The 250-nt window shown below is 32.8% G+C and carries 1 pseudogene; it reads left to right on the forward strand.

Annotation, left to right across the window (positions count from 1 at the left end):
* Nucleotides 1-250 (forward strand): annotated as a pseudogene (locus AACQ14_RS24265) (phenylalanine--tRNA ligase subunit beta); the annotation flags it as partial.

Genomic DNA, 250 nt, shown 5'->3' on the forward strand with positions numbered 1-250 from the left:
TTCCTGTTGCTAGTGTTACAGGAACTCCAACAGTTGGTAAGAAAAGTTATAAGCAAAAAATAGAAGATATAACTAGAGTTGTAATGGAGAACTGTGGTTTAAGTGAAGCTATGACTTATTCATTTGAAAGTCCAAAAGTGTTCGATAAGATTAGACTTGACAAGGATGATTCATTAAGAAAAACTGTAACTATATCCAATCCTCTTGGAGAAGATTTCAGTATTATGCGTACAACAACTGTAAATGGAAT

It is taken from the genome of Vallitalea maricola (genome assembly GCF_036985595.1).
GTDB classification, from domain to species: Bacteria; Bacillota; Clostridia; order Lachnospirales; family Vallitaleaceae; genus Vallitalea; species Vallitalea maricola.